This window comes from Pseudomonas sp. 1L-B-1-E-C1 (genome assembly GCF_057291835.1).
This window is the reverse complement of the sequence record NZ_JBXAWN010000001.1, coordinates 498,896-517,480: the sequence shown is the minus strand read 5'-3', so window position 1 is coordinate 517,480 and position 18,585 is coordinate 498,896. Positions and strand designations below refer to the sequence as shown.

General features: G+C 59.4%; 22 protein-coding genes and 1 pseudogene. All 23 read right to left on the bottom strand.

Features of this window, described 5'->3' with window-relative positions; all coding sequences use genetic code 11:
* Positions 1-69 precede the first annotated feature (69 nt).
* Positions 70-1,284, bottom strand: a complete 1,215-nt coding sequence (locus AC0Z4S_RS02210) for an AAA family ATPase (RefSeq protein WP_485621869.1) — start codon at positions 1,282-1,284, stop codon at positions 70-72.
* Positions 1,285-1,365: 81 nt separating this feature from the next.
* Positions 1,366-2,160 (bottom strand): DNA adenine methylase, encoded by a 795-nt coding sequence (locus AC0Z4S_RS02205; RefSeq protein ID WP_485621868.1) that lies wholly within the window; start codon positions 2,158-2,160, stop codon positions 1,366-1,368.
* 150 nt (positions 2,161-2,310) lie between these two features.
* Positions 2,311-2,859 (bottom strand): lysis system spanin subunit, encoded by a 549-nt coding sequence (locus AC0Z4S_RS02200; protein WP_485621867.1) that lies wholly within the window; start codon positions 2,857-2,859, stop codon positions 2,311-2,313.
* The gene (locus AC0Z4S_RS02195; protein ID WP_485621866.1) at positions 2,841-3,404 is read right to left on the bottom strand and encodes a glycoside hydrolase family 19 protein; all 564 of its coding nucleotides are present in this window, start codon (positions 3,402-3,404) and stop codon (positions 2,841-2,843) included. The genes AC0Z4S_RS02200 and AC0Z4S_RS02195 overlap by 19 nt, the downstream gene beginning before the upstream one ends.
* A 49-nt stretch (positions 3,405-3,453) precedes the next feature.
* Positions 3,454-4,503, bottom strand: a complete 1,050-nt coding sequence (locus AC0Z4S_RS02190; RefSeq protein WP_485621865.1) for a phage late control D family protein — start codon at positions 4,501-4,503, stop codon at positions 3,454-3,456.
* A 99-nt stretch (positions 4,504-4,602) separates the two neighbouring features.
* Positions 4,603-4,809: a tail protein X gene (locus AC0Z4S_RS02185; protein ID WP_064596196.1), complete on the bottom strand. Its 207-nt coding sequence runs from the start codon at positions 4,807-4,809 to the stop codon at positions 4,603-4,605.
* On the bottom strand, positions 4,784-5,629 hold the full coding sequence (locus AC0Z4S_RS02180) for a phage tail protein (protein ID WP_485621864.1): 846 nt from the start codon (positions 5,627-5,629) through the stop codon (positions 4,784-4,786). Before AC0Z4S_RS02180 ends, AC0Z4S_RS02185 begins: the two co-directional genes overlap by 26 nt.
* Positions 5,630-5,638: 9 nt before the next feature.
* Positions 5,639-8,413, bottom strand: coding sequence for a phage tail tape measure protein (locus tag AC0Z4S_RS02175; RefSeq protein ID WP_485621863.1), 2,775 nt, complete (start codon positions 8,411-8,413; stop codon positions 5,639-5,641).
* Positions 8,414-8,563: 150 nt separating this feature from the next.
* The gene (locus AC0Z4S_RS02170; protein ID WP_485622099.1) at positions 8,564-8,848 is read right to left on the bottom strand and encodes a phage tail assembly protein; all 285 of its coding nucleotides are present in this window, start codon (positions 8,846-8,848) and stop codon (positions 8,564-8,566) included.
* A 24-nt stretch (positions 8,849-8,872) separates the two neighbouring features.
* Positions 8,873-9,163 (bottom strand): annotated as a pseudogene (locus AC0Z4S_RS02165) (phage tail assembly protein); the annotation flags it as partial.
* A 13-nt stretch (positions 9,164-9,176) separates the two neighbouring features.
* Entirely contained in the window at positions 9,177-9,680 is a 504-nt protein-coding gene (locus tag AC0Z4S_RS02160; RefSeq protein ID WP_210699652.1) for a phage major tail tube protein, read from the bottom strand.
* A 13-nt stretch (positions 9,681-9,693) separates the two neighbouring features.
* Complete coding sequence (locus AC0Z4S_RS02155) at positions 9,694-10,860, bottom strand: phage tail sheath subtilisin-like domain-containing protein (RefSeq protein ID WP_485621862.1); 1,167 nt, start codon at positions 10,858-10,860, stop codon at positions 9,694-9,696.
* 103 nt (positions 10,861-10,963) lie between these two features.
* Positions 10,964-11,338: a tail fiber assembly protein gene (locus AC0Z4S_RS02150; RefSeq protein WP_485621861.1), complete on the bottom strand. Its 375-nt coding sequence runs from the start codon at positions 11,336-11,338 to the stop codon at positions 10,964-10,966.
* 71 nt (positions 11,339-11,409) lie between these two features.
* Entirely contained in the window at positions 11,410-13,383 is a 1,974-nt protein-coding gene (locus AC0Z4S_RS02145; protein ID WP_485621860.1) for a phage tail protein, read from the bottom strand.
* Positions 13,376-13,984, bottom strand: coding sequence for a phage tail protein I (locus AC0Z4S_RS02140; RefSeq protein WP_485621859.1), 609 nt, complete (start codon positions 13,982-13,984; stop codon positions 13,376-13,378). Before AC0Z4S_RS02140 ends, AC0Z4S_RS02145 begins: the two co-directional genes overlap by 8 nt.
* 1 nt (position 13,985) lies before the next feature.
* On the bottom strand, positions 13,986-14,867 hold the full coding sequence (locus tag AC0Z4S_RS02135; RefSeq protein ID WP_485621858.1) for a baseplate assembly protein: 882 nt from the start codon (positions 14,865-14,867) through the stop codon (positions 13,986-13,988).
* Positions 14,864-15,190: a GPW/gp25 family protein gene (locus AC0Z4S_RS02130; protein ID WP_485621857.1), complete on the bottom strand. Its 327-nt coding sequence runs from the start codon at positions 15,188-15,190 to the stop codon at positions 14,864-14,866. The genes AC0Z4S_RS02135 and AC0Z4S_RS02130 overlap by 4 nt, the downstream gene beginning before the upstream one ends.
* Before the next feature lie 5 nt (positions 15,191-15,195).
* Positions 15,196-15,444, bottom strand: coding sequence for a hypothetical protein (locus AC0Z4S_RS02125; RefSeq protein WP_485621856.1), 249 nt, complete (start codon positions 15,442-15,444; stop codon positions 15,196-15,198).
* A gap of 52 nt (positions 15,445-15,496) precedes the next feature.
* The gene (locus AC0Z4S_RS02120) at positions 15,497-16,030 is read right to left on the bottom strand and encodes a phage baseplate assembly protein V (protein WP_485622098.1); all 534 of its coding nucleotides are present in this window, start codon (positions 16,028-16,030) and stop codon (positions 15,497-15,499) included.
* A 29-nt stretch (positions 16,031-16,059) separates the two neighbouring features.
* Complete coding sequence (locus AC0Z4S_RS02115; RefSeq protein ID WP_485621855.1) at positions 16,060-16,575, bottom strand: hypothetical protein; 516 nt, start codon at positions 16,573-16,575, stop codon at positions 16,060-16,062.
* Complete coding sequence (locus AC0Z4S_RS02110; protein WP_485621854.1) at positions 16,568-17,233, bottom strand: hypothetical protein; 666 nt, start codon at positions 17,231-17,233, stop codon at positions 16,568-16,570. Before AC0Z4S_RS02110 ends, AC0Z4S_RS02115 begins: the two co-directional genes overlap by 8 nt.
* Positions 17,230-17,550, bottom strand: a complete 321-nt coding sequence (locus tag AC0Z4S_RS02105; RefSeq protein ID WP_485621853.1) for a head-tail joining protein — start codon at positions 17,548-17,550, stop codon at positions 17,230-17,232. The genes AC0Z4S_RS02110 and AC0Z4S_RS02105 overlap by 4 nt, the downstream gene beginning before the upstream one ends.
* 2 nt (positions 17,551-17,552) lie before the next feature.
* Positions 17,553-18,548 (bottom strand): major capsid protein, encoded by a 996-nt coding sequence (locus tag AC0Z4S_RS02100; RefSeq protein ID WP_485621852.1) that lies wholly within the window; start codon positions 18,546-18,548, stop codon positions 17,553-17,555.
* Positions 18,549-18,585 lie beyond the last annotated feature (37 nt).

Below are 18,585 nucleotides of genomic sequence, written 5' to 3'. Positions count from 1 at the left end.
TCGATGGATGTTTATAATTAAAGTTCACTAGCGCAACGGGGTGAGGACATACAGGGCGAGAAATTCTAATCATTTCAGCTTCACCACATCCGAAATAGCCTGAGGCACAAAATCCTCCAACCCTCGGAGCCTTAACTCTTCGCGCAGGTCTGAAAAAATGCTTTCAGTAACAGGACGCTGACTATAATCTTTTATAATACTAGACAGCTGCTCTTCCACCCATATCGGCAGGGTTACCGACACTCCTAAAACCTCATTGAGTATCTGCGCTGCAGTTCGTGCTTTCTCTTTGAAATCAAGCAATTCTGAATTAACACGAGATTCGCTATCAAAACGCAACGCATATACATTAGCACTACTAACCGAGGAAACAACGAGAGGACTATGAGTACTGACGACAAAGCGAGCACGTGAGAAGGCCTTGACCAAACAGGGCAAAATTGATCTTTGTATACTCGGATGGAGATGATTTTCAACCTCATCAATTATCGCGGTAAAATCCTCACCTTCTTTTACGTTCAACTGCTGAAGATACAGCATCCAACAAATTTCTATAACAGCAGCAAGTCCACTGGACGCGCTCTCTAAAATAAACCGGTCACGCCCACCATTACAAACGAAAACCACCTCAGCACCAGCTTCAACCTCAATAGATTCAAACTTGAACTGTTCGGGAATCGCAATACGTAGAATATCCTGAAAATCTTCGAAGTACTTAACATGCTCACTTGAGGGCTTGAGCAAATATTTCTCTGCAGTCCTAATACCATACCCTGCAACAAGCCATGCAAACAGAGTCCTCTTTATTGAACCGCAAAAGTTTGTCACCGTACCTTCTAGAGCAGATTTTTGACCTTCTCTCGAAAGATCCAAAGCAGTTTTTGGGTGCGAGTCCACGCTCCAATCAATACCTTTTGATAGCGACTCATATCTTAGTGGCGGGCGATGCGAGGATACAAACAAACTATCAACAACTTGAGCACTTCCCAAAGCTAGATGCTTACGTATGGTTTTCCCACCAACAAGCACGGTGGTTTCTTCACCACTGGAATATTCAATCTGACCTATAGTTTTGTAAGCAATTGGCTCCGCATCGCTCTCCACTTTATCCCCGGGAACTCCAAAGTCACTGCCTCCCCATTGAGCATGCATTGCTAGAATACGGAGCAAGGAGGTCTTACCACTTCCATTTGCACCAGTGAGAATAGTGACCCGGCGGGACAGATCGATATCTATCTTTCCCAAGGCATGCCAGCCATTCACCGTGATTTTTTTGAAATTCACCAATATCTCCCAAAATATATAGGCTCCTAAGGAGAGTCTCTTCAGTCCTATCCTGCCATCAGACAGGATACCGCTACCACACTAAAATAGGCAGGCGAGCGATTTCGGATCCCAGTTCATTACCACTAACTCTCCACTCAATTGAGATCTGCCATGACGGGTGTTAGCGCTGCTGTAGCAGATGCCTAAAGTTTCGAAATGGAAACTCTCGAAAACGCGACGGATGTCAGGGTGATCGTTGATGCTGACCATCACCTTGCCTTTGCAGCGGCGCATGAAGTCGGCCATCAGTTCGTAGTTCTCGAACGGAAAGTCCACGCCGTACCCGGCGGTCTGCCAGTAAGGCGGATCCATGTAGTGGAAGGTGTGAGGACGGTCGTAGCGTTCTGCGCATTCAAGCCAGGGGAGGTTTTCGACGTAGGTGCCGGACAGGCGCTGCCACGCAGCCGAGAGGTTTTCCTCGATTCGCAGCAGGTTGATGGCCGGGGCAGTCGTCGCCGTCCCGAAAGTCTGACCCGTGACCTTGCCGGCAAAGGCATGGTGCTGCAGGTAGAAGAATCGGGCGGCGCGCTGGATGTCGGTGAGAGTTTCGGGGCGGGTCATTTTCTGCCATTCGAACACTTGCCGCGAGCTGAGCGCCCATTTGAATTGGCGCACAAATTCTTCAAGGTGGTTCTGCACGACGCGGTAAAGCGTGACCAGGTCGCCGTTGATGTCGTTCAGGACTTCGACCGGCGATGGCTGGGGTTTCATGAAGTAGAGCGCGGCACCGCCGGCAAAGACTTCAACGTAGCATTCGTGTGGAGGAAAAAGGGGAATGAGGCGGTCGGCCAGGCGGCGTTTGCCGCCCATCCAAGGGATGATGGGTGTAGACATTGAGAGCAAGACCTTTACTGTATGGATAAACAGGTGCTAGGCTCGCCGCGCTTTGTGCACGGAGCAAGAGCCTTGGCTGGACTTGCAGGGACATTCTGCAGGGACGGCGGTCGATCCGGATGTTGACGCATCCGGACCGGCCGCTCTTTTTCACTTCGGTGTTGAGACTTCTTTGGCGTATGCCTGACAGGCAGCGAGGGCAATTAGCCCCCGGTCGCCGTCATCGGTGACGCCGATAATTCGTTGAGCATGCGTTGGGTCAAGTTCGGCTCTTGTGGGGCCATGAACCACGCTGCCGGTGCCGGTGGCGGTGGAGGCTGACAGCGATCCGTTGCCGGCGCCGGTGGTGGCATCGAGTAGGACTGACAGGCGCAGATCAGCAGTGGCAAGACGGTCGCGCAGGCGACCTTGATCACGTTGGACATCACTCAAGGCTCGATAATGGGTTTGTTCACTGGTTGCCAGACGCTGCTCGAGCGCAAGGCGCTTGTTCTGCTCGGCACGCTGTTGCTCGGACGTGGCTTGGGCCAACCGATTGAGGGTTTCAGTGTGCAAGCGACTCTGTTCGGCGAGCTGGCTGCCATAACGCCAGTCCTGCACTCGCCAGGTGGTGGCGGCAGAACCACCGACTAAGACGGCTAGTAGCACGCCCTTGGCCACCAACCGATACGGTGTCGGGATCAGTTCGTCGAGACGCATAACACGGCCCTCGCCCGCCCCCACAACTCCAGTCGATCCTGCAGGCCATTGAGACCGCCGTTAATCCTGCGGGTGATCGTGTTGAATTCGTTTTGATCGGCCAATGCGTTCAGCCCATTCACCGACCAGAACCATGCGGCCGACTCGGCGGCCCATTGCGGCAGCTCCAGCAGTTCAGGCGTGCGCAGCAATCGCTCATCACTGAACAGCGCCAAGCTGCAGCGTAGGTAATTGTCGTGGCCGGTGACCTGGATCAGGCCACGACCGCGATAGCGCTGACCATCACCATCTACTGCCAGCGTGTTGCCCAGTTTTGCAGCCAGGTTGCCGGTGTCGTATTTGCTCAGGTACTGCTCGCCGCCCAGTTCCCGGACGTACTGCAGCTGACCCGACTCGTGACCAACTTGCGCCAGAAACGCGGCTTGGCGTTTCGGTGTGTTGATCTGCCGATGAGCCATGGCTGCGTTGAGGGCGGATACAAAAACGCCCGCTTGGCGGCGGGCGTTGGGCATAATTCTTTGCAGCTGTTGTTCAGTGATGGACATACAAACTCCAGACATAAAAAAACCGCACTCAGGCGGCGATAGGATGCGGTTACTGCTTCTCGATGTTCACCACCTTAAGCGGTGCTTTAGCCTCTTTCTTTTTCTTGTCCTTGGATTTACCAGCTTTGCCGGCATTACATTCGACCGTGGTCGACCAGCCGGATTGGGTGAACACCTGCTCCACCGAGTCCGCCAGATACTCGCCATCAAGCCCGACCTTGAAGCCCTGGGCGAGAATCGGCCGCTCGGCAAAGATGTCCGTCCGGCCGGGCATCTCAAGCCGCACATCGGCGGTCGAGCGATTGAACGCTGACAGACGGGCCTTGGCCGCCGCTTCAGCAGCGGTCTTGTTCGGGTAGATATGGCGATCGGTATGCACCGCCGGCAGACCGTCCGGGGTGTCGTCGTTGTCGATGGTTACGACCTGGAGCTTGCCGTTCTTCTTGTCCTGATGCTTAGTCGCAACCGCCTTGTGTGAGTTGCGATCGCCTAGGCTGAATTGCCAGCGACTGAGGTCGCGACGGGTCAGGGTTACAGCGCCAAACGCCTCACCGCTGGCCGTCTGGCCACCTTGGCGCGGCATCACCAATAGCTTGCCGTCGGCGACCTTGGCCGTGCAGTCGTACTGTTTGGCCAGCCGGGTGATAAAATTAAAATCGGACTCGTTGAGCTGGTCGACGCGGGCGACCTTGGTCGACACCGGACACACCGGCGTCCAGCCATTGCGCGCGGCGACGTCAGCCACGATCTTCGACAGCGGCACGTTTTCCCAGCTTCCGCTACGGATGGTTTTGCCACTGCCACGCACGTCGCTGGCCTTGCCCTTGATCACGATGGTGTCCGGCGGGCCTGACACCTCGACCGTGTCGACGGTGTAACTGCCCATGCGCGCTAAGCTCGTTTCGGCATATCCCAGGTAGATCTCAATTGAGCTGCCACGCCGTGGCAATTGCACTTGCCCGTCACGGTCGTCGATACGCAACTCAAACTCGTCCGACTCCATGCCCGGCTTGTCAGAAGTGCGCAGCAACAACAGCCGATCATTGATCTTGGCCGTGACATCGGCGCCATCGGCGACAATACGAAACATCGGGGTCATGGATTTTTCCCAATAAAAAACCCGCACAAGGCGGGCCAAAAAAAACAAGGCGTCGTTAGGCGTAACGCTACACGGCGCCGGCGAAGGCATCGCCCCGGGTCAATCCCACAGGCTGACGCCCTCACTAGTCGGGCTGGGCAGATCCGGCAGGACGATGATCACGCCCGACCGGAACGGCTGAGGCTCATCAGCCAGCCCCTGATTGGCATCAAGCACAGCCTCGACGCTGCCATTCAGATGGCCGTAAACGTTGTTGCAAATGACATCGAGCATGTCGCCGTCAGACGTCCTGCATGTCGTCGCCATAGCGCTCAAACTCCAGAGTGAACCCCATTTTGCGGGGAATCCCGCCGTGCAAAAACGCGCCCTGTTCATCGTTGATCGTCTTTAGGCACCACGTTCCGATCACCTCGCCATACCCCGTGGTCAAGGTCAGCGGTTGAAGCCTGGCCCCGATGGAACGCAGCGTGTCGAGCTGCTTTAAACCGCCTTTGAAGCCCGGGTAGATCGTGCCCTTGAGCGTCAACTTTTCATCGCCCATACCGATGGCCTGCTTCGCCGGCCTACGCGTCAAGCGCTCCTGCGAAGCCCAGCGGAATTCGGTCGAACGGCTCAGCTCATCAAAGGCCGCCGTGTCCAAGTTGAAGTAATACGGCTCAATCTTCGGATCGCGCGGCTGAATGATCATCAGGTGCGGGAACGGCTTCACCGCCTCCGGCGCCGGCGTGGCATCCACGGCAAAGGAACTGGTGGGCACGATGTTGGCCAGCGCCGGGCTGACTTTGCCGGCGACGTTGTTGATCGCCGTGGCCGCCTTGCCCGCCTGTTCCTTCAACGTCCCTAGCCGCTCCTGCACCTCGGCGGCCGCCCGAGTGGCGCGACCGTACACCGCCACCACTTGACCGACCTTGGCTTGAGCCGCACCGACGCCGCGCATTACCCGCTGAAGTTTGGCGCCGATGGCCGGCCCGACAAACGGGATGCTCTCCAGCTCGGACGCGGCACCGGTCAGTTCGCGGATAGCACCGTTGACCGGGCTCAGCATGCCATCCGCGCTGCGCCGCCCGGTTTCCGCCGCCTCCACCAGATACTTCAGACTTGATTGCATCTGCTCCATGTAAGCCATGAAACCTCCTTACAGATGGGGTTCGTCGTACAGCTTGGCAGCGTTACTCTTCGCCGCGTCCGCCATCATTCGCTGCATGTGCGGCATCAGATCTTGCGCCAATGCTTGCGGGTCTTTGACATCACCCTGCACAGTCACCGGCATGCTTAGCGAGTATTGAAACTGCTGATCGACCTTAGCCGGTACCGGCTTTTCTGGCTCCTTGGGTTGGATCGCCAGCGCTGCCGACTTGAGTGGCGCCGTCACCGCCATCGAGCGTGCGACATCTCCCAGCACCGGGCCTTGCTGCGCCGCTGACGCCATCATGAGCGGCGTGGTCGGCACGGGCGCCTTTGGCTTTTCCTCGGGCTTTTCATCCTCGCCACCGAACAGCGACTTACCCAAAGATCCGCCCAACGCAGCACCGCCCTGACTGCCCAGATAGGCGCCGATCAAGCCGCCGATGGCCGTGCCGATAATCGGCACAACCGAACCAATGGCCGCGCCTGCTGCTGCACCGGCCATGGTGCCGGCGAGATTGCCAGCGGCCGCGCCATAACCCTCAGCCTTTTCATCCTTGGTCTTGGCGTTTTGAAAGGTTTCAAGCGCCATCGCGCCGGACTCCAGCAGCGTGCCACCAGGAATGACCTTGGCTACCTTGCCGACCTTGCCAACGGCTTGCGCGACCCCGCCCAGCTTGGCCATCGTCCCGGCTGGGACAGGTGGCACCGGCGGAATAGGCATGCGCGGAACCGGAACAGCAGGGCGTGAAACCGGCACAGAGGGACGCGGAGCCGGAACAACAGCCTGTGAAACCGGCACAGGGGGACGCGGAGCCGGAGCAACAGCCTGTGAAACCAGTACAGGGGGAAGCGGAGCCGGAACAGGTGAGCGTGAAACCGAAACAGACGGACGTGGCACAGACTGACGTGGACCTCTCGGACTCGGCAACGGCCGACGCCGAGCGCTTCGCTTTGATCCGCGTCCACGTCGACGCGATTCACCCGACGCATCCACACCACCCCCCATAGCACCGGCGTTGACGACGAAAACCTTTTTGACGCCGTCGTTACCTGCGCCAGTTTCAGTGCCAAGGCCGCCGCCCGTTGCCGCGTCCTTCACCCGCGAAACAACATCCAGGCCAGTCGCGACTAGATCAAGTTCTCCGGGCTTTTGATTGCCAGCGTCTCTTTCTCTCCTGCCACCGCGCGAACCGCGTGCAAGGTTTAGCAGCCCCTTACTGATTTTGATCGTACTGAAGATACCTTTTAAGGCGATCAGTCCCGCCCCGACCGTGGCGACACCGGCAACTACCCCGGGCGCGCTATCCGTCAGCGACGTAATGCCTTTGGTAACCTTGGTCAACGACTCGGCCACGGTGTCCGTCACCGGCCGCAGGGCATCGCCGATGCTGCGCATGGCGTCATCCATCGACTGAGCCATTTCGGCCCACTTCTGCGACGACGACTCACGCCGCTCGGCGAGGTTTTTATCGAGGATCCCGGTTGCGTCACGCGAATCGTTTTTAAGCTGGCTGTACAGCGCCTTGTTCTGCATGTAGGCCGACAGCGCGGCCTTGACCTGCATGTCAGCGAACAGGTCGCCGGTGCGCAGGGATTCTTCCAGCGAGGCCATCATGGCCTTGGCCTTTTCAGGATCCGCTTCCTTGCTGATTTTCGACGTCGCTTCGGCCATGGCCGCCGCACGCTTCGGATCGGTCGCCTGAATGTACTTCTGAGCCAGCGCCATACTGGTTTCGAGCGTCGACATACCGTTTTGCAAACCGGTCTGCATCGATCCCTTGTAATCAATACCGGCTTTTTCGTAGGCCTTGACCGTGTCGGTCGAGCCGATTTTACCCATCCAGTTTTTCAGGTTGTTGGCCGCTTCGTCCGAACTGCCGGCCTGCTTCATCTGGACCTGCAACATGGCGCCCAATTGCGTCACCGCATCCAAGCCGGTGATGCCGTTGCTGGCCATGTTAGCCAGCAACTCCGGGAACCACTTGGCCATATCAGCCGCTTCAAAGCTGCCCGCCTGACCTTGGTAGGCGATCGCCTCCAGCGCCTGCTGCATCTGCTTGGGGTCGGTGATTTTGGCGTTCTGTCCCAGGGCGTTGATCATCTTCGCCGTGTCGACACCACTGGATCCCTGCCCCACGACAAACTTGGCCGCGACCGGTGCGTACTCGAGCGCCTTGCTCAGGTCCATACCGGCGCCGACCAACTGATTGACCACGTCGGCCACATCGTTACGCGCCATGCCGGTGTCGCGTGAGGTGTCGATGATCTTGCGCGACATCTCCTGCTCTTGCGGCTTGTTGGCAATGCCGGCCTTGATCGCGATATCTCGCACAATCGCGCCAAAATCAGCGCTGACCTTGGTCGGCACTGCCAGAGCACCGACACCGACCACCGCCGCACCGACGGCGCCCTTCATGCCCTTTACGCCCGAATCAATCTGCTGATGCCCCTTGGCTTTCAGCTCGGCTTTGTTGGCCGTCTGCCCCATGGAGCGATAGGCTTTTTCCAGCCGACCGACCTCGATCCCCTGCTTTTTCAGGCTGTCGAGGTTTGAGTTCAAACGGTTGAGTAATTTGGACGCACCGGCCGCGCCGGTGTCGTGAGCCTTCTTCCATTCTTCGCGCAGGCGGATGGTGTCGCCAATCGTGCGCTGCAGCACACGCGCTTTGTTGCCTTCTGCCTCGAGGCGCTTGATGCGCCCGGTCACATCCTTGAACGCGGCGCCGACGGTCGAACTGACGGCGCCGCCGATCACCAGCCCGAGGGCGATTTTGTTTGCCATGTGATGGCCCCCATGTGCCCAGCACTACCCAAAGCGGCTCAATCCGTGAGCCACCACACCATATCCGCGAACGGCATCGACTGGATCTCAGCGGCGGAAAATCCGGTTTCCGCCGCCAGACGTTTCGCCGCCGACTTGATAACGCTGGGGTTAAAGCCCGTCGTCGTTGTCCATGCGAAAATAGCCGGCCTGCAAGCGGTTAAAATCCACCAGCTTCAGCCCCTCCAGATCCGCCACCGACGCCCCGGACAGCGCCGCAAACAACACCAGCTCGCGCTGCTCATCGTCGCCACTGACCTCACGGTTGGCGGCACGCACGTCGCCCACAGTAGGGGAGCGCAAGGCCAGCTTGTCGACGGTCACGCCGTTGATTTCGCTCGGACACGAAAACGTCACCACCACCTGATCGGTCGTCAGCGACAACCATGCCGGCATCGAGTCCGAATAATCGGTTTTAGGCACCAGGTGCGTATACGCCGCCTGCACGCGGCGATAGTCGGCCATCTTGAGGCCTTCAAGATCCTTCAGCCCGACTTCAGCCAGACCGGCGAACAGCATCAGCTCGCGCTGTTCGTCGTCGCCATTGGCGGCGCGGTCGGCCGCGCGTACCGCACGCACGGTCGGGGCACGCAGGGTCAACGCCTCAACGTCGACGCTGTTTGCTTGACTGGGACGGGTCAGCGTTACGACGGCACCGATTGCACTTAGCGACAGCCAGGCCGGCAGGTTTTTAGCGATTGCTTGAGTCATCTGGATCTATTCCTTACAGGCCGAGCGCGTTGCGCACTTCGAGCAGTTGGTCTGTGCCGTCGATCACCTGAATGCCGGCGACCATGTCGATTTCGTACATCAGGCGCCCATCGATTTCGAGCTTGTAGTACGTGACCGAAACGGCGTGTTTGATCTCGGCCGCATCACCGGCTTTCCAGTCACCGAGATCGACCTCTTTGAGGCGACCGCGCAGGGTGGCAACGACCGCTGTCACCGCGCCCTTGTGACCTCTGAAGGCACCTCGGAACGTGGCGTTGAACGCCGTGCCATCGGCCAGACCGAAGTACTTCAGCGACTCGCGGCGCACGCCCTTGGTGACAAACGAGGCTTCCATTTTTTCCAGCCCCTGATCCATATCGATGGGGCCGGCCATGCCGCCGCCACGATATTCGTCGGTCTTGGTGGTCAGCTTGGGCAGCGTCATGCTCGGCACGTCGCCGGAGAAGTTCACGCCGTCGACGAACAGGTTGGTGTTGTACAAAGTCTGAGGAATCATTTGCTACGCCCCCTTAGGCTGCTTCAAGCACTTCGGTCATCCACTGATCGGTGACTTCGAAAAGGAAATTCGGGTTTTCTGCCGGCGGCACGTCGGTGAAACGGATGCGCCAATACACCTTGCCCTGGGCGATCTGGCTGGCCGTATTCAGTTCGGTGTCGGGGAATACTTCAAAGTTGATGATCGCGCCCTGGGCTTTCAGGTCGCGCATGAACGCATCCAGACCGTTGGTGACATCGGCCACGTAGGTCTTGGTGATCGAGCGGTCGACCGCCCATTTGTGCCCGGCCTGCACCGCATCCATGAGGATGAACAGCGTGCGAACGCGAGTAACGAAGGCCCACTTCGGATCGCTCGACAGCGTGCGGTTGCCCCACAGGCGGTAACCGTCATCGCGAATGATCGTGGTGATATTGGCGTTGTTGAGCAGGTTGGCCCGGCAAGTCTCGTCGCCGTCCAGGTACTCGACCGCGCGGCCGGTGCCGGTGATGCCGGTCAGTTCCTTGTTCGATGGCGAGGCCCAGAAACCGTACTCAGCATCCGTCCACGCAAACAGGCCTGCTGCCCAAGCCGAGCCGGGCGCGTCGACCGTCGAACTGGTGACGGTGTCCCAATACTTGACGCCCGGGTCGACCATGAACAGGTTCCGACTGCCGAAGTTCTCGGCGTAGGCAATCGCGGCCTCGTCGGTCGTACCCGGGCCGTCGATGATGCCGATAGCGCGCAGCTTCTGCGCCACGCTGTCGAGCGCAGTGGCCACCGCCTGAATCGCCGTATGGCCCGGCGCGATCAACAGCCGCGGCTGCGCGTTGAACAGGCTCTTACCATCGAGCAGCGCCTGCAAGCCAGTACGCTGACCCGACTCCAGAACACCGCCGATGATCGCCGAGGTCTGCAGCGCGGCGTCTTCCAGCTTGGCCACACCGATAGCGACGATCACGGCCTTGGCTTTGACGAAGATCGCCTGACAGGCCTTGGTGATAGCCGAATCGGCGCCGAAGGCGGCAATGGATTCGCGCTCGGTGGTGATCAACTTCAGTTCGCCGGCCTTCGCCGTACCGCCGCCGAGAATGCCCGGGGTGAAGGTGGCGCACAGGCCGATAATCGACGAAGACGGCAGCGAGATGGTGCGCGCCCCCGTCTTGACATCAGTGGTGGTGACGCCGTGAAAGAAACTCATAAAGTCCAATCTCCAGATACGAAAAAGCCCCGCATAAGCGAGGCTGTGAGGGTGTTGGTGTTACGCGTAACGAAATGAAAAACGCCACGTCGGTGCGGGGCGTTTAGTCGGGTTGTGCTGACAGCCAGGTCGGCGCCGGCGGCCGGTGTTCGACAAACGGGAATTGCGAGCCTTGCGGCCAGTCGCGCAACTGCCGGCGGTAGGCTTGCAGCTCGGTATATTGCTCGGCCGTGATCGAGGTCAAACCGCCTTCCTCGATCTCGTCGCGGTGTCGAGAAACCAGCGGATCGGACAGCGCCAATTGCGCATCACGCCAAGCCCGCTCGACACCCGCCTGCTCGTCAGAATCGAGCGGCGGCGGATCAATCAGCACCGGCTGGCCATCAGGTCGCGACGACATTTTTTTTGGCTGGCTCTCCAGTTCAGCAAGCAAGCCCAGCCAAACACTTTCGGCCACCTCGACCACGTCCTCGGGCATATCACCACCGTGAAACGCCGGCTCATATGCGCCACAGGTCGACGGACTGAAGTAAATAATCTTTTCCATGTTCAATCCCCCAAAGCACGCCAAAAAACTTGCCAATTTGCCGAAGCACCACCCGCCGAGTTTTTTACGAGAATTCTGCAACCCTGCAAGGTAAACCCGACGTCCATAACCGCATGCAGCAGGGGGGCGGAGCCAAGATGCACCGGCGTCACATTCCGCACACCCTTGGTAAATGCACGCGGATAAGACACATAAACATAACCGTTGGCATCTGTGACACCGACGCCCCACTGCTCGATCAGCCCGTCCGGCCGCCGCGCCCAACCTGACGCGCCGATACTAGACGCAAATTCCGTGGAGTACTTGAGAGCCGCCGGCCCCTCCTCAAAAACCCAGTTAGATTCCCCGCGCGCCAAAACACCCACTGACTGCTGCGAAATAGTGATGCTGGTCAAGGTATTGGCTAACGCCACAATGACATCCGTACCTTGTCGGTTGATCACCACCTCCCCCGGTGACGAGTTTTGGATATAAAACTTTGTCCCGACAGGAATGGTGGACAACACTGGAAGCGTCAGTGCACCGGACACGCTGGCCACAATCCGATTCCCCGCCATTGCAGAAGTTAAACCGGCGTTAGCCGTATTGATGTTCGTTTGCCCGCTGAAACTTCCGCCCGCCCTTCTCACAAACCCCGTCGTGGCCAGCGCCTTGGTGTCGTCAAATTGCGGCCGAGTCGAGAAGTTCGGCGCCGCCATAACACCTGCATAGGGTATCGCCGCACTACCGCCGCTCATGCGCCACTGGCCATCTAGGCGGATAAATTCAGCCGTGTCGCCCTGCGCCAACACCACCGGCCCGAACACAAAATCCGGCGTATAAAGCTGATCGCCTTCGGCTGGCAGAACTTTAAGCCCGCCTGATACCGTACAGGCAAGCGTGATGGTCGCGCCCTGCGTCAAGCCACTTGCAGTCGGCAACGTTGCCGTGAGCTGCGCAGAGCCAGAAAAACTATGGAAGCCGCCGACATGGGCCGCCGTGAGCGCCAGGCTGGCCCCGTTCGAAGTAAAATTCGCGTACTCGACGCCTCGCAGCTTGACATGCTCGGTAGTCGCTATCGACTTGCTGACGTCGGATCGCGCAGGTGTCGGCGCAGTGGGATTCCCGGCAAAACTTGGCGACATCAGCCGGGCAAATCCGTCGGTGATGTCCTTGAATGTCAGCGCCGTGGTGCCCACGACAATCACGCCATCGGTCACCAGTTGCCAGATCGTGTCGGCTTGCGTCGCACCAACCTCGACGGCCACCGTCAGATTCGGCGTCATCTTCGTGTTGTTGTCGGCATCCTTGGCCCGCGCCCAGGCGCCAACCGCTGCCACATAGGGGCCATTGTCCTTGGCGGCATTCTGGTTTTTCACCAGCACTCGATCACCGGCGGCCAGCGCGACACCATCAATCGTCTGCAAGCCAACCAGATTGATGTTGGCCGTGGTAGCCACGCGCACCGACTGCTTAATGTCGAGCTTGCTCAGCTCTTCCAGAATGCGCGAATCGACATACTCGCGGGTCGCCAGCACCACTGCCGGATCGATCTTTAGCGTGATGTTGCCGGCACTGGTGACCACGAAGTTCATCCGCACAACTTGCGTGCGCCCCGAGCCTTGCGACAGCGACGGCTTGAAACTCGGCGCGCAGTTGGCCACCGCGACCAGGTCGCCGTCGGCATCGTAGAGGCCGATTTCGCGAATCCACTTACCGCCCTCATCGGCGGGAATGATCTGCTCGGCGATGATCACCGCCGAGTTGACCGGGTCAACCCGTAGCTGATTCAACGGCTTGCGCCGCCACTCGTTGAGCAACTTGGTCTGAGCGGCCGACGGAATCGGATTTGGCGGATCAGCCAGCCCGCCCGGGTTGGCATCTCCAACGCCCATTTCCGTGAGTTTCCAGGCAATGCCGAGCGCGTCGGCGTTCGCCTGCTTAGCCATCCCCACGTTCGTGAGGATCGCGAAAAACTGCGAATTCGCATCAATCATAATAAACGTCCAGGGTGTCTATGGTGTGTTCGCGACCGATCACGCCAAAGCTGCCGGTGACCTCGATGTCACGCATGACGGGTGGGTAAACGTCGATTTCGTCGCCTTCGTAGACGGACACGGCGATATCTAAATTGCCTTGAGTTTCGAGGCTGATGGCCAGCCCGGTCAGGTGCCGGGTGACGGGCTTGGCGTCGTCGATCAGGCGATCAAGCTCCTGATACATTTCCTCGGTGATACCGGTGTCGAGAACGCCAACCTTCAGCGCGAAAGTGCCCGGCACACCCTCGGGCACCGTCTGGAACCACTCGACGATTTCGATCAGGTAGCCCAGCGGCTCGACCACGCGGCGCAATGCGCCGATGGTGCCCTTGTGCTTGTGGATGTAGAACGACGCCTTAATGGCCGCGCGCTTGGTCGCCTCAGTCCACCGGTAATCCCAGCGATCCACTGACCACGCCCACGCCAGATGCGGCAGCAGATGCACCGGACAGGTGTCGGGGTTGTAGAGGTCGCGCAGCGGGACAATCGTCTTTTCGAAAAACGCGGCCTCCATGGCCCGTTCCAGATGCGTGCTATTGAGCGGCAGTAGACTTTTCATATCAGCCCGCCAGCCTCACGCTGTAGCGCGTACAGAACGCCGCCTGACCCTTGGTCGGGGCCAAGTCCTGCCATCCAACCAACTCAACTCGGGCAACGCCGGCAACGTGCAACTGAGCGTCAACAGCGGAGCGTGCGACCTCGACGCCCAGCCGCTTGCGTGGATTGATCCAGCCGGCCAATCGGCTTTTCGCTTCGGCCAAACTGGCATCCGCTTCCGGGCCGGCGCCGGCCATATGCAAGATGGCGTCAATCTCGTAGCGGATCACCTGCGCACTCTGCACGGTCACCCGATCACCGACCGGCCGCACGTCTTCGTCATTCAACGCAGCGGCCACCGTCGCCAGCAGCTCCGGCGGTGCTTCCCCTTCCCCGTCCAGCCCCAGCACCGTTACCGTAACGTGACAAGGTTTCGGGCTTTCAGCCGTGGCATCCGCCACCAGCCCCGAGGCGTTACGCGCGTGCAAGATGTAGCTGTTACGCGGGCCGGCTGTGGTCAAGCCCTCATAGGCCAACTGGATGCGTTCGCGAAACGGGTCGTCTTCTTCCATGACTTTAGGCACCGGCGGCACCGCCAGCAGATCCTCGGCCTGGATAACCAGGCGCTTCAGATTGACGTTAGCCCCCAACTGATCGAGGTCACCGCGAATGGCATGCGCGAGCAGTAGCGCCTTGCCCGCGTCATTGACCCGGGCGCGGTTGCCGACCTTGATATAAGCCCCAACCTCAAGCGTCTTGACCACTGGATCGCTTTCCAGCGCAGCCGTCCAGTTGCCACCCATGTACCCGCGAAACACGCCCAACCCATCCTGATAAACCTCTTCGAAGTCCAGAGGCTCCAACACGGTCGGTGCCGGCAACGACGACAGATCAACGGTACTCATACGGCCACCTCCAACGTGACGCTGTCGCCCAGGTACTTCCCGACGATTTGCATATTGATTTGCCCGCCAATGACGGAAATGACGCGCACCTGATCCAGCTTCAAACGCGGCTCCCAGCGCCCTAGAGCGCGGGCGACTTCAGCCTGGACGGCGCTTTTCCAGCCCTCGTTAACGGGCAAATCGACAAACCGGCGCAGCTTGCTGCCGTACTCCATACGGTGCCGGCGACTGCCCAGCGGCGTGCCCAAAATATCTGCGATGGATTGGCGCAAATGCTCGATGCCGGAAATGGGTTGGCCGGTATGGCGATCCATTCCGATCATCTATGTCACTCCTTGAACGGCTCGTATTCTTCGCTGGCTTTCAGGAACTTGACCGCTTCGATGTCGGAGGCCGGCACAACGACCGTCGCCTTCTCGACCGGATAGGAACGGTCAGTTCCGGGCACGATCAACAGTCGCGACGTGTAAACCTTGTCGCGGAATGTCAAGAACTCCGGCGATGAGAACATTGAGGATGCAATTACTGGTTCAGAGGACGCTTGCGCCTCAGTGACGGTCGTATCGATCTTGGCCATGTATTTCTCCAGGCATGAAAAAGCCCGCACTGGGCGGGCTGTTTTGAATGAATTAATGCGTGTGGTGATTGCTGTTGCCGGTGGCATCAATGATTGCGCCGGCGCTGGTGATGCCCTTGGTAACGTGCAGCGCGCCTTCGATCATCACCGCTGCTTTCAGATTGATGTTGCCGGTGGTCACGTTCACCGCGCTATCGGTTACCACCGCTTCCGTGCTGGCCACTTTGATGGTCACCGCCCCGCTCGGCAGAGTGATGCTGTAGCTCTTGGCCTGCCAGTCGTAGACCAGCGAGCCGCCATCATCGAAACGCCAGACCTCGACGTGGTCACGGTTGTCCGGTGGCGGTCCGGCATTCCCGTAAAGGCCCGGGACAAACGTGCCTTGTGACACGTCACCGCTGGGACTGATCAAACTGCCCTGCTCGCCCATGGACGGCGCCCGCCAGTGCCTGGCCTTTCCCGCCGCGATGCTGTGCCAGCGCACCCAGGCGCTGGTCCACTCACCATCAGATACCCTGCACACTGGCGGGGATGCGGACAGATCTACCGCGACCACGTAGCAAGCCTTTACCGCCCCCGCAATCATGCGGTCGTGCTGGGCACTCGCGTAGCTACTCACACATCCTCCGCAGGGACAAAATCCTCTTTGACGTCGTTGTTGAATCCAATGAGCAACATACCCGGCGGTTCGTCAGGCCAAAGCCATTCCTCCGGGCCGAGATAGACTTGCTGAGTCCACTCCACCAGCCACACGGTGTATCCATCCAGGTGCGGCTGCGTCCAGTCCTGCAGCGATTGCACAAACTCGGCGGGTTCAACTGCCAACCCCCACGTCTGCGCACGCAGCAGCACCGCCAACTGGGTCGCCAATTGCACGGCCTGTTGATGATGGTGCGGCTTGATCGGGTCAACAATGATCCGAGCCTCGAACTTGCAGACCAGCGAGGTTTCGCCGGTGCCGATATCGGTACCCGGCTCGATCTCGGCCACCTCCAGAAACACCGCTGGCAGCAACACGCGATCCTTAATGTCTGGCCAGGCTGTGACGTCCTGCACGCCAGGCAAGTGGGTACGCAGATGCTGTTCTACCGCCCGATAAAGCTGGTCCAGGCTGAACGGTTCGTCAGACATTGCCGATCCTCTTAAGGTATTTCTGCAGCTCAAAGTTGAGTTCCTGCTTGAGGATCTCCAGCAGGCGCTCATCCGCTTTTTTTACCCAGCTTTCAAAGTGCGGTCGGGCTTGCTCCAGCGACACCTTGGCCTTGGCCAGCGGGAAACGACTGCCGTTTTCGGCGACCCAACCCGAACTCGGCCCGCGACCAGGTGACACCGTGCTGTTCGGGTAATCGTCCCCGTTGAAATGCTTGCTGGCTGTGCGGATCCAGATGTCGGGTTTGTTGCCATAGACTTTCTTGAGGAAAGCCCCTTGGTAACGCCGCCCCGCCACCGACACACCGCTGCCGGTTTGCCGCGCCCGGCCGATCCGGCTGGATTCGATGGCGTTCAACCCGAACCACAGCTTGCCGCTCGCGGCACCGCCGGAAACCGGATAGCTGCGCAACCGCTGACGCACCGCTGCAACAGCGATGCGCTCTGACCTGCTGACCGCTCGGGCGATGTGCGTGCGCAACCAGCCCAACGTCTTGTTGATCGCGCGCCGATGCGCCGCCGCAGCCGCTTTCGGTACCACCTTTGCAAAGTCCTGGAACGCCTGAAAATCTGCGGCCGAGGACTGGATAGAGATCATCCCGCCCCCGGCCGAGGGTTTGAAATAGCTGCCTACGCTCATGGCCGTAACCTCAGAATCAGGGCGACCAGGCCGTCGCCGCTTGGCTCCAGTTGCAGCAGGTCGTAGTCACCGCCACCATCCAAGGCAGGTAACTCGACGCTGACCAGCATGCCCTGCTCCAGACCTTGCGAATCGCTGACGCGGATCTCGAAGCGCGGCTCGCGCAAACCGGTGTTGAGCTTGCCGAACTTGGGTTGCAGCCAGGGCGCGGCAAACATGCCGAGCACTGGCTCTTCGCGACCCTCGATCCGTGCGGTGTCGCCCAGCGTTTCGAACACCACCGCGTCGACTTCGGCGATCAGATCGCGAAAGCCCATGGTCAGAGTTCCAGCAGGATCTGGGCGCGCGGTCGAGTGCACAGGTGCAGCGGGTTGGACTGAGCTTCACCGGCCATACCTTTGTTGAAGGGCAGCGGCTCGATCATGCTGTAGTACGGGATGCCCTGGGTGTTGACCGTTTCCATGTAGTCAGCCGGCGCAAACACCGAGATGTACAGATCCGGCACGCCTTCAGGGATCAGAAGTGCCTTGTCGTCATGCACGAACGACACGCCGGCCACCTTGCCACGGTAGCGCTCCCAGATGATGCCGCCGAACTCGAAACTTTCACGAGCATCACCGCGCAGAGCCGCTGCCTGCTGACTGTTGAGGTAGGTCTCTTTGACCGATTTGTGAACGATCAGCTTGTTCCAGAAGTTCTTGCCGCAGAAGGCGCGAGAACCGGTGCTGGTCACGCTGCCGAGCGCGTCTTCCTGCATGTCCAGCGCCTCACCGCACTTGACCCGCAGCTCAGTGCCCGCATCCGCCAGTCCCATGGACATCTTTTGGCGATCCACACCGAAGCGATCATAGAGATCCAGCAGTACGGTTTTGCCGTCGGCGTCGAGGATCTGGCCATTCAGTGCGCCCATGCGCTGGAATTCGTGGGTGGCGTCCAACTGGCGCCGCGCCTTAGCCAGCCGGGCATTGACCACGTCCTGCACCGCTTGTAGCTCAGTGCGAGTGCCGAAGGCGCGGATGCCTTGGATCTCATCCGCCTTGATCGTGAAACGTTCCGGCAGGTGCACGGTGTTGAACGGGATGAGGTTGCGCTTGCTGGCAGCGACCACCAGGCCGGACGTACCACGCTCACCGGCCGGCACCAGGGCCAGGGTGTCGCCGTCCTTCTCGATCTGCACGGTCAGGGTGGTGATGCCTTCTTCGCGAAACAGGCCCAGGGCGCTGATGCGTCCCGGCAGGTAAGGTTGATCATTGAGTGCAGCGGTCAGCGAGTCGACGCTGAAAGCTTCGTCGTCAAAAATGGCGATATCGGCCATGGGTACTCTCCAGAAACGAAAAATCCCGCACGCGGCG

Coding starts and splice junctions, on each gene's coding strand:
- AC0Z4S_RS02205 (WP_485621868.1), bottom strand. CDS start 2,160: ATGTCTACACCCATCATCCCTTGGATGGGCGGCAAACGCCGCCTGGCC.
- AC0Z4S_RS02200 (WP_485621867.1), bottom strand. CDS start 2,859: ATGCGTCTCGACGAACTGATCCCGACACCGTATCGGTTGGTGGCCAAG.
- AC0Z4S_RS02195 (WP_485621866.1), bottom strand. CDS start 3,404: ATGTCCATCACTGAACAACAGCTGCAAAGAATTATGCCCAACGCCCGC.
- AC0Z4S_RS02190 (WP_485621865.1), bottom strand. CDS start 4,503: ATGACCCCGATGTTTCGTATTGTCGCCGATGGCGCCGATGTCACGGCC.
- AC0Z4S_RS02185 (WP_064596196.1), bottom strand. CDS start 4,809: ATGGCGACGACATGCAGGACGTCTGACGGCGACATGCTCGATGTCATT.
- AC0Z4S_RS02180 (WP_485621864.1), bottom strand. CDS start 5,629: ATGGCTTACATGGAGCAGATGCAATCAAGTCTGAAGTATCTGGTGGAG.
- AC0Z4S_RS02175 (WP_485621863.1), bottom strand. CDS start 8,413: ATGGCAAACAAAATCGCCCTCGGGCTGGTGATCGGCGGCGCCGTCAGT.
- AC0Z4S_RS02170 (WP_485622099.1), bottom strand. CDS start 8,848: ATGCCGGCATGGTTGTCGCTGACGACCGATCAGGTGGTGGTGACGTTT.
- AC0Z4S_RS02160 (WP_210699652.1), bottom strand. CDS start 9,680: ATGATTCCTCAGACTTTGTACAACACCAACCTGTTCGTCGACGGCGTG.
- AC0Z4S_RS02155 (WP_485621862.1), bottom strand. CDS start 10,860: ATGAGTTTCTTTCACGGCGTCACCACCACTGATGTCAAGACGGGGGCG.
- AC0Z4S_RS02150 (WP_485621861.1), bottom strand. CDS start 11,338: ATGCCCGAGGACGTGGTCGAGGTGGCCGAAAGTGTTTGGCTGGGCTTG.
- AC0Z4S_RS02145 (WP_485621860.1), bottom strand. CDS start 13,383: ATGATTGATGCGAATTCGCAGTTTTTCGCGATCCTCACGAACGTGGGG.
- AC0Z4S_RS02140 (WP_485621859.1), bottom strand. CDS start 13,984: ATGAAAAGTCTACTGCCGCTCAATAGCACGCATCTGGAACGGGCCATG.
- AC0Z4S_RS02135 (WP_485621858.1), bottom strand. CDS start 14,867: ATGAGTACCGTTGATCTGTCGTCGTTGCCGGCACCGACCGTGTTGGAG.
- AC0Z4S_RS02130 (WP_485621857.1), bottom strand. CDS start 15,190: ATGATCGGAATGGATCGCCATACCGGCCAACCCATTTCCGGCATCGAG.
- AC0Z4S_RS02125 (WP_485621856.1), bottom strand. CDS start 15,444: ATGGCCAAGATCGATACGACCGTCACTGAGGCGCAAGCGTCCTCTGAA.
- AC0Z4S_RS02120 (WP_485622098.1), bottom strand. CDS start 16,030: ATGATTGCGGGGGCGGTAAAGGCTTGCTACGTGGTCGCGGTAGATCTG.
- AC0Z4S_RS02115 (WP_485621855.1), bottom strand. CDS start 16,575: ATGTCTGACGAACCGTTCAGCCTGGACCAGCTTTATCGGGCGGTAGAA.
- AC0Z4S_RS02110 (WP_485621854.1), bottom strand. CDS start 17,233: ATGAGCGTAGGCAGCTATTTCAAACCCTCGGCCGGGGGCGGGATGATC.
- AC0Z4S_RS02105 (WP_485621853.1), bottom strand. CDS start 17,550: ATGGGCTTTCGCGATCTGATCGCCGAAGTCGACGCGGTGGTGTTCGAA.
- AC0Z4S_RS02100 (WP_485621852.1), bottom strand. CDS start 18,548: ATGGCCGATATCGCCATTTTTGACGACGAAGCTTTCAGCGTCGACTCG.